The following is a 7,954-nucleotide window of genomic DNA, read 5'->3' as shown; positions in this document are numbered from 1 at the left end:
CTGCTGGCACCGCAGATCGAACGCGTCTGGCAGGCCAATATGCAGGTCTACGGTGCCGACAAGGTCTGGCGTCAACTCGCCAGTCAGAGCTCCACGGTGGATGCCTGACTTAAACCAACTGGCCTCCACGAAAACCGGGGCGATTCAGACGTGCGAAAGGTGAGCTCTTACAGGGAAAAACCTTCACCGTAAGGCTGATTTCGTCTCCATTGCGCCGCACGATGACAGCTCGGAGAACCAAGGATTGACAGCTTTATCCCGAAGGGTGAGCTTCCACAGGGACCAGGGCCCAATAAATCTCGCCCCAAATTGCGCTCACGGTTTCCGCTACTAGATCTGCCCCGGATACGTAAAAAGAAGAAAGGTGAGCCTTTCCGGGGACCTGTGCACTCTTTCGGCGGCTGATTTCGAATGGTGAGCCTCTACAGGGACCATTTTCCTGCTAGATACCCTCACTGGCCGCACCACTGGTAAGACAGAAAACCATCCCTCGCGCCCCAAAGGTGAGTCTTTACAGGGACCTTGAACGATGTAACGGCGATATTTGATTCTGGCAAGCACGCCACGACAAAGGTGAGCTTATACAGGGACACAGGTAAAGCCCGCCTTACCCGTCCAGTCCAGTTCAAGAAAGGTGAGCTTCTTCAGGGACTGTCTATCTAAGGTTTGAACCATAGAAACAAAGTGAGCGCACGCTCTCACTAAAAGTATTTGTTTATCTACATTCCTTCGATACACCAACTGACTGGTGAGCTTCTACAGGGACCTATTCAAGGCTTTGTGCCAAACGGCTACCTCAAGATGAGTCTGAATTGGGCCCCAGGAGGCCGCTCGAAAGCAGAGACATGGCCAGATAGTCCCTTGGTGAGCCTTGATCCGCCTGTAAGGCGGAATGCAAACGAAAGGTGAGCTTTATCGGGGACCAGTGGAAATCATCTTCCCGATGACGCAAGAGTTCGCGATCCTGAAGCGCGTTCAGAGATGCTCAGGAACAAGCACCAAGGTGGCTGCCATTGAGGAGGAGGAGAGGGCAAGGATAGGATCAGTTTTGCCCTGTGGGAGCTTTTGCTGTGCTTGAACCTGTACCAGGCGTGCTTGAGTGACCCTGAGCTGGCTTTCTTGTCTTTCTGGAGACTGTTTTTGGCTGTTTGTATTTATCAAAAAAGGCACCTTTGCATTGAGAATCTTTTTGAAAATACCCTTGGATCATTTAAATACAAATTAAGTGCGGCCAAACGCAGCACTGGCGCGGGGTAGGGCGCGATCCGGTGAGTGGATTCGGGGACCAAGGTGAGCATCTACAGGGACACAGGTGAGACTCAGCGGGGACCAAACGTGTTTTGGGTGAGCTTCTACGGGGAGCATAAGTGAGTGGATTCAGGGACTTTGGTGAGTCTTTACAGGGACCTGATCTCCTGCACCTGTTGGATAAATGTCTGAGGATTAAAGAGAAGCTATCAAATCAAGCGGTGAGCGCGCTATGATCGCATTGAAAAGTGAAAAATCGGTGAGCTCATACAAAGGTGAGAAAACTCAGTGAATTTTTCACCGATGATGGCGGCCATAGCTGCGGCGAAAGAGATCAGTAGGTGACACGGAAAGGCTGTCGATGGCGACAAGGAAGAGCAAGGCTCGAAGCAATGCGCTGACGACCCTCGAATCAGGCGATCTCAGGCAATTTCGAAAAACGAATGAAGCCATCGGTCTTCGTGTCGTCGAAGGTAACCTATCGTTGCTATCGCGCAAGGTCTTCAACGTGATGATGTATCACGCGCAGGAGATGAAGGAGCCCGGCCTTAACGCTCCCATCAACACGCCAGCTGCAAAGAAATATTTTTGGATTCCGTTGTCAGACCTGGCACGAGACGCCGCATACGACAGCAAAGACGTCCTGTACCTCAAGCGGCAACTGGAGGACATGCAGAACATCAAGCTGCTCATAGAGAACGAGCGTCAGTGGACCAGTGAGCGCTTGGTTTCATCTGTGACGTTGGTGAACCCCGAGGGGTTCAACAAGCATTCTGGGCAAGTGTGGTTCGGTTTCGCCTTCCCGCCAGAGGTCCATGAGCAAGTGATGGCACCGAGCACTTATACGCGGCTGTCAATCGTCTACCAAAGCTCGCTCAAATCCGGTTCGGCACTTGCTCTTTACGAGATCTGCAGACGTTATGCCACCAACCCCTCGAAGTTGACCTTTATCCAAAGTTACGAGCACTGGTACGGGGTCATCACGGGAAATCCGATATCGGCCGAGGCGCCACCGGTCTATAAGTATTTCAAGCGGGACACGATCAAGCCAGCCATCGCGGAGATTAATGCACTGACCGACATCAACATTGAGCTCGTCGAACATAAGAACGGGCGTAGGGTGGAAAAGCTTCAATTCCGCGTAGAGCAAAACAAACAGCCGCAGCTCGAATTCCCCGCACCTCCAGTGATTGATGTGGAGTTGATCGGAAGAATTATGAAGTTCGGATTCAGCCAAGCTGACGCATCAGACTTGGCCGCCCAGTACCCAGATGATGTCATCCGTGCGGCCATTTCTCGGGTGGAAATCCGAGCCGAGTCCACCAGCATGAGCCCACTGGGCACGCCGGCGGGATATTTCCGATGGACACTTCAAGACATTGCTAGAAATCCGAATTCAATACTTCTAAGCGCTCCAAAGACGACTTCTAGGAAGAACCCCGCTGGTCCGTCGGTGATGGAGAAATTCCTCGCCGCCCGCGCGCAGGATGCTTTGGCCGTTTACAAAGAGCTCGATGAAAAGGAGCACAAGCAGATCTTCGACGCGTTCAAGGCACAAAACCCGAACAAGTCCATCAAGCTCGATAAGGGCATCGAAAGCGCCATGGTCCGGTCCCTCTTCTCAGCTTGGTATGCCAAGGAGCTCTGGGGCGAGCCTACCGCTCAGGCTTTGGCTCAGTTCATTGAGCAATTTCAGCCCGCAGCATAGAAATGACCTCTGCCGTGTGCGTAGCTCTTCAGGGTGGAGCAGCACTTTCACCTTGAGCAAACCTCATGCGAGCGATTGGGTCAACAACTGAATGCACACTACATGACCAGATCTTGCCGTCACTGCCGAGGCCTTTTTCTGATCGACTATTCATTTCTATATTTTGTGCGTTGTCGTAGGAAGTGGAATGGCGATCGTATCAACTAGCTACTAATCCATGTAATGTGCATTCAAGACTCCAGGAGATCTGTATGTCCGACTTGCCCCTGAAGGAGAATCCTCCTCTGTCCCATGTGTCGAGACCTTTGGGGCCAGAGGTGTTTGAACTTTGGTTCGATAGTCGAGCCAACGACGATCGAGATTGGTTGACCCCTAAGGGGGCGGTTCTTTATCGGTTAATTTGGAAACGCTGGCTTACATCGCTAAGTCAACATACCAACATCGATGGACAATCAATGCCTGCCATTGCTTGGCACAAGGCCACTGCCGTAGACGTCCACAATTTCATCAACGGCAGCTTACGGGCCTCAAAAAAACAAGGAACAGTCAGCCCCGCCTGTTCGTGGCCACGCTGCGCTACTCGCGCGCCAGTTTCCGCTGCGTGGTCTGGAAGTCCAGCCAGCAAATCTGGGCCGAGTTGCACGAGCAGGCTCTGCGGTACTTCGGTGGCTGCCCGCAGTACGTGGTTCTGGACAATCTGAAGGAAGGCGTCTTCAAGCCCGACCTGTACGAGCCCGAACTCAACAAAGTCTACGCCGCCACCCTGGCGCACTATGGCGTGGTGGCCGACCCGGCGCGGGTGCGAGACCCCAACCGCAAGGGCACGGTGGAGCATGCCATTGGCCACACCCAGGCCACGGCCTTGAAGGGCCGGCGCTTTGAGTCCATCGAGGCCCAGAACGAGTTCCTGGCGCACTGGGAGAAGAGCTGGGCAGCCAAGCGCATCCACGGCACCGAGCGGCGCCAGGTGCAGGCCATGTTCGAGGAGGAGCGCAACCACCTCAAACCTCTGCCGCTCCTGGGCATGCAGTATTTCGAGGAGGCGGTGCGCGCCGCTCCATCGTCATCACATCCAACCGCGTGGTGCAGGACTGGGGCAAATATCTGGGCGACGCCACCATGGCCACCACCATCCTGGACCGCCTCATGCACCGCTGCGCAATGCTGGAGTTCGAGGGCAAGAGCTACCGCCTCAAGGAGGCTGCCGCACGCATCGCCATCACACCCGAGTCGTCATAATGCGCGCACCGACGAATCTGATCAGCCAAACCAATCTATGACTATCAGCTCACCGGCAACAAGCGCTTTGGGGCGTTCGGCGAAGCTTAAGCAGCAGGTTTTCTCTTTGTCCTGTGGATAAGTCACCGCGGCCCGTCGACTCTTGATCCTTTTCGTGGTCTGCCGTCCACTTGAAGACTCGGTCTGGCTACTTGACCAGCTCGTTCGTTGATCATGAGTGGCAGCGAGCTTTCCTGAGCTTGATTACAAGGAAGAAGTAGCAGCCCTCCTTTCTGGAGCCTATTCCCAAGGCAACGAGGAAGACTCTGCATCAGTCTGAGGCCGGAGGGAAGAAGTAGTAGTGAAGGTTGCTCCCCTTGCCCGGAGGATCTCGCGCGCTCTTCGAACTCTTTGCCTTAGAAGTTCTGCCTCGCGCTTGTGGAATCTTCCCAGTTGTCCAACCAGATTGCCGGTCCTGTCAACGAACCTGTACAGCTCGGCACCGGTCTCCCCAGACGACACTCGCTGCTCCAGCGCATGGACTTGCGTTCGAACGGCTGCACGGCGATGCGAGTTCCAGGATGGTTTGGCATTCACTAACACCTTAGTCACGATCATCCGTTCCGAGCTCGTGAACACTTCGTGCTTCTTCCGCTTTGCAGAAAGCCCATTCTTCCGCAGCATTCCATACACGTCGGCGATCACGCGCTCGATCTCCTCAGGTTTGAGGTTGCGTTTGCACGACATTGACATGTCGTCAACGAAGCGCGAATAGGTGATTCCATGCTCGGCCAGCTTCGCTTCAAGCAAAGGCTCCTCGCGCCAAAGCACGAGGTTCGCCAGGTAGCTGCTGGTGCTGGCTCCCTGGGGTAGCGACCCTGCCTTTGTGGTCAGCCGGGTCAACAACTCTGCAACCTGATCCGAGAAACCAAAAAAGTGCCTCCAGATATCAAAGACCTTTTCTGCGCTGACAGACGGGAAGAACTTGGTGACATCTTCACAGATGAGAACCCGGGCGCCCGAATGGAGCCGAGCATTGGTGATGTAGTCCCGGCCTTTGAGACTACCCGTCAGATAGTTGGGGAATGACACTCGCTTCAGGATCGCGAACTTGATGCGACTCTGAATTTCTTTGAGTTTTGGCTTGGCGCAAAACACCTCGCGGGTGCTTCCTGGCTCCAGCTCGACCCGCCTGTAGGATCGATCGGCAAGTGCTGCAATCGCCTGCAACTGTGCGCTGCTTGTGCGCAGCGAATCAGCGAGATTCTCCAGGCTCCAGATCGGCTTGTGGGGGTAACTTGGCTTGTTGAGGAACAGGCTCATTCAGTAGCTCCAAGGCGGTGTAGGCCAGTTGGCCAGCCAGCTCTCGGTCCAGTCGCCCCAGCTCGCTGCCTTCGGCTCCCAGGAAAAACAATATCTCCACGGGCATCGCCAGAGCATCAGCAATGCGGCTCACCGTGGACAGCGGAGGGTCGCGCCGGTTTCTTTCAAGCATGGAGAGATAAGACGCAGAGATGCCTGCTCGCTCAGCCAATTCAGCCTGCGAGAGCTTTCGCTTCTTCCTGGCCAACTGAATTGCGTTGCCGATATCCATGTGCACCTCAAGCAAGAAAAACAAAGAATGGGCTTGGGGTGTTTGGCATCACATCCAGCCTCCGATGTCCGTCATGATTTTGACGATCACCGCGATGATCTGAAGTGCGCGCTGTCCGAGCTTCATTGCCCTTTCAGCGCCATGGTCCGGTTCGAAACACTCAAGCGCTTCGATTACCGCATCCAATTCAGCCTTAACACCGACGTCGAGTTGGCTATCGCAAGCACCGCGGACCTTCTTCAGGACCGCGATGTGGTTCTCACAAGTTTGTTTGTCCATGCGGACTCTCCTTATACAGAGCGGAATGCCCTGCGTCCCCATTCAAGGCAGCGCCGTAAAGGAGCCAACTCGACACCAAGCCCACCACAGTTGCCGCTGACTGTCGAACGTCCCCTTCTGGACTTTTGCGCTGTGCATTGAGCACTGAGCGCGCCGGGCCTGGGACCTCCGCTGTCCACTCGCCGCCGACCGACCGCGAGCTGCGTTCTTGCCTCATCAACTGCCTGACGAAGCGGCGCCATCACTGGCACCCAACCACTGAGCCTTCCACCTTATGGGTAAGAGAAATCACAAACTTACTGAACCGCGCCGGGGCCATGTTTCCCCCCGCCGTAATAGGAATTGAATCACAAAACCAGGACTATTTCCATCGAAATTTCACTGGCAGTCATATTAATGTGCATCTAGCTGTAACGGCGAGTGCTCACCAGGGCCTCGTGCGTGGCGTAGGCCACAGGCTGTCGACCACCGGACATACCCCGCTATCGTCTCAGATCCTGTGTCAGGTCGATCGTCATCTAAACCGAACCAAGACCACCTTCACCTGCAGCTAAACGAGCGGCAGGAAACTGTGTCCGTCTGTGACCGTGACGGTAAGATGGGACGAGTGATTTCTATGTGTTCAATCCACTCTTTCGAGCCGGATTGAGCTACCAAACTCTCTCAGCCCTCATGCTCGACGACATCAAAAAAACCCTCTGGGCCACCGCCGACAAGCTGCGCGCCAACATGGACGCCGCCGAATACAAGCACCTGGTGCTCGGCCTCATCTTCGTCAAATACATCTCTGACACCTTTGCCGCCCGCCGTGCCGAGCTGACGGCCCGCCTCACCAACCCCGACGACGAATACTTCTACGGCGATGCCGACCCCGCCGACATTGAAGCCGAACTGGAAGACCGCGACTATTACAAGGAGGTCAACGTCTTCTGGGTACCCGAAGGCGCGCGGTGGGAAGCCCTGCGCAATGCCGCCAAGCAGCCCGACATTGGCAAGCGCATTGACGACGCACTCACGCTGATCGAGGCCGAGAACCCTAAGCTCAAAGGCATCCTCGACAAGCGCTACGCCCGCGCACAGTTGCCCGATGGCAAGCTGGGCGAGTTGGTCGATTTGGTCTCCACCATTGGCTTTGGTGAAGATGCTGCCATTGCCCGCGACGTGCTGGGCCAGGTGTACGAATACTTTCTTGGCATGTTTGCCAGCGCCGAAGGCAAGCGGGGTGGGCAGTTCTACACGCCTGCCAGCATCGTCAAAACCCTGGTGGCCATCCTCAGCCCCCACGAAGGCAAGGTGTACGACCCGTGCTGTGGCTCGGGCGGCATGTTTGTGCAGTCTGAGAAGTTCATCGAAGCCCACGGCGGCAAACTGGGCGATGTGAGCATCTACGGCCAAGAGGCCAACCCCACCACCTGGCGCCTGGCCGCCATGAACCTGGCCATCCGGGGCATCGACTACAACCTGGGCCGCGAGCCTGCCGACACCTTCACCCGCAACCAGCACCCCGACCTGCGGGCCGACTACATCCTGGCCAACCCGCCCTTCAACATCTCTGACTGGTGGCACGGCCGCCTGGAGGGCGACCCGCGCTGGGAGTTTGGCGACCCACCCCACGGCAACGCCAACTACGCCTGGCTGCAGCACATGCTGCACCATCTGAAGCCCACGGGTCGCGCGGGCATTGTGCTGGCCAACGGCAGCATGAGTTCCAGTCAGAACAACGAAGGCGTGATCCGCGCCGCCATGGTCGATGCCGACGTGGTCGAGGTCATGGTGGCCCTGCCTGGCCAGTTGTTCTTCAACACCCAAATCCCCGCCTGCCTGTGGTTCCTCAACATAGCCATCAAAGGCCACCGGCATCGGCATCAGGTGGCTTTGCTCCAGCTCCAGCATCTCGGCGATGCTGA

Annotated in this window: 4 protein-coding genes and 3 pseudogenes; 4 read left to right on the top strand and 3 right to left on the bottom strand. The window is 55.9% G+C overall.

What is annotated here, in order from left to right; all coding sequences use genetic code 11:
• Window positions 1-1,609: 1,609 nt before the first annotated feature.
• The 3 genes and pseudogenes from AC1RDS_RS20865 to AC1RDS_RS20855 all read left to right on the top strand — a co-directional run.
• Complete coding sequence (locus AC1RDS_RS20865; protein ID WP_492227349.1) at window positions 1,610-2,956, top strand: replication initiation protein; 1,347 nt, start codon at window positions 1,610-1,612, stop codon at window positions 2,954-2,956.
• A gap of 547 nt (window positions 2,957-3,503) precedes the next feature.
• Window positions 3,504-3,975 (top strand): annotated as a pseudogene (gene istA / locus AC1RDS_RS20860) (IS21 family transposase); the annotation flags it as partial.
• A gap of 31 nt (window positions 3,976-4,006) precedes the next feature.
• Window positions 4,007-4,195 (top strand): annotated as a pseudogene (locus AC1RDS_RS20855) (ATP-binding protein); the annotation flags it as partial.
• Between the two features lie 279 nt (window positions 4,196-4,474).
• On the opposite strand, the gene AC1RDS_RS20850 reads toward AC1RDS_RS20855, so the two are convergent.
• The 3 genes from AC1RDS_RS20850 to AC1RDS_RS20840 are packed head-to-tail and all read right to left on the bottom strand — an operon-like array spanning window position 4,475 to window position 6,047.
• Entirely contained in the window at window positions 4,475-5,497 is a 1,023-nt protein-coding gene (locus tag AC1RDS_RS20850; protein WP_492227348.1) for a reverse transcriptase family protein, read from the bottom strand.
• On the bottom strand, window positions 5,430-5,768 hold the full coding sequence (locus AC1RDS_RS20845) for a helix-turn-helix domain-containing protein (protein ID WP_492227347.1): 339 nt from the start codon (window positions 5,766-5,768) through the stop codon (window positions 5,430-5,432). Before AC1RDS_RS20845 ends, AC1RDS_RS20850 begins: the two co-directional genes overlap by 68 nt.
• 48 nt (window positions 5,769-5,816) lie before the next feature.
• Window positions 5,817-6,047 (bottom strand): hypothetical protein, encoded by a 231-nt coding sequence (locus AC1RDS_RS20840; RefSeq protein ID WP_492227346.1) that lies wholly within the window; start codon window positions 6,045-6,047, stop codon window positions 5,817-5,819.
• 672 nt (window positions 6,048-6,719) lie between these two features.
• On the opposite strand from AC1RDS_RS20840, the pseudogene AC1RDS_RS20835 reads away from it, so the two are divergent.
• Window positions 6,720-7,880: pseudogene (locus tag AC1RDS_RS20835) on the top strand (type I restriction-modification system subunit M); the annotation flags it as partial.
• Window positions 7,881-7,954: the final 74 nt, after the last annotated feature.

This window comes from Acidovorax sp. GW823-FHT02H02, from assembly GCF_058797075.1.
This window is presented reverse-complemented; position numbering and strand designations above follow the sequence as displayed.

What these genes read in the sequence shown, in the direction of transcription:
- AC1RDS_RS20865 (WP_492227349.1), top strand. Translation starts at nt 1,610, where the DNA reads ATGGCGACAAGGAAGAGCAAGGCTCGAAGCAATGCGCTGACGACCCTC.
- AC1RDS_RS20850 (WP_492227348.1), bottom strand. Translation starts at nt 5,497, where the DNA reads ATGAGCCTGTTCCTCAACAAGCCAAGTTACCCCCACAAGCCGATCTGG.
- AC1RDS_RS20845 (WP_492227347.1), bottom strand. Translation starts at nt 5,768, where the DNA reads ATGGATATCGGCAACGCAATTCAGTTGGCCAGGAAGAAGCGAAAGCTC.
- AC1RDS_RS20840 (WP_492227346.1), bottom strand. Translation starts at nt 6,047, where the DNA reads ATGGACAAACAAACTTGTGAGAACCACATCGCGGTCCTGAAGAAGGTC.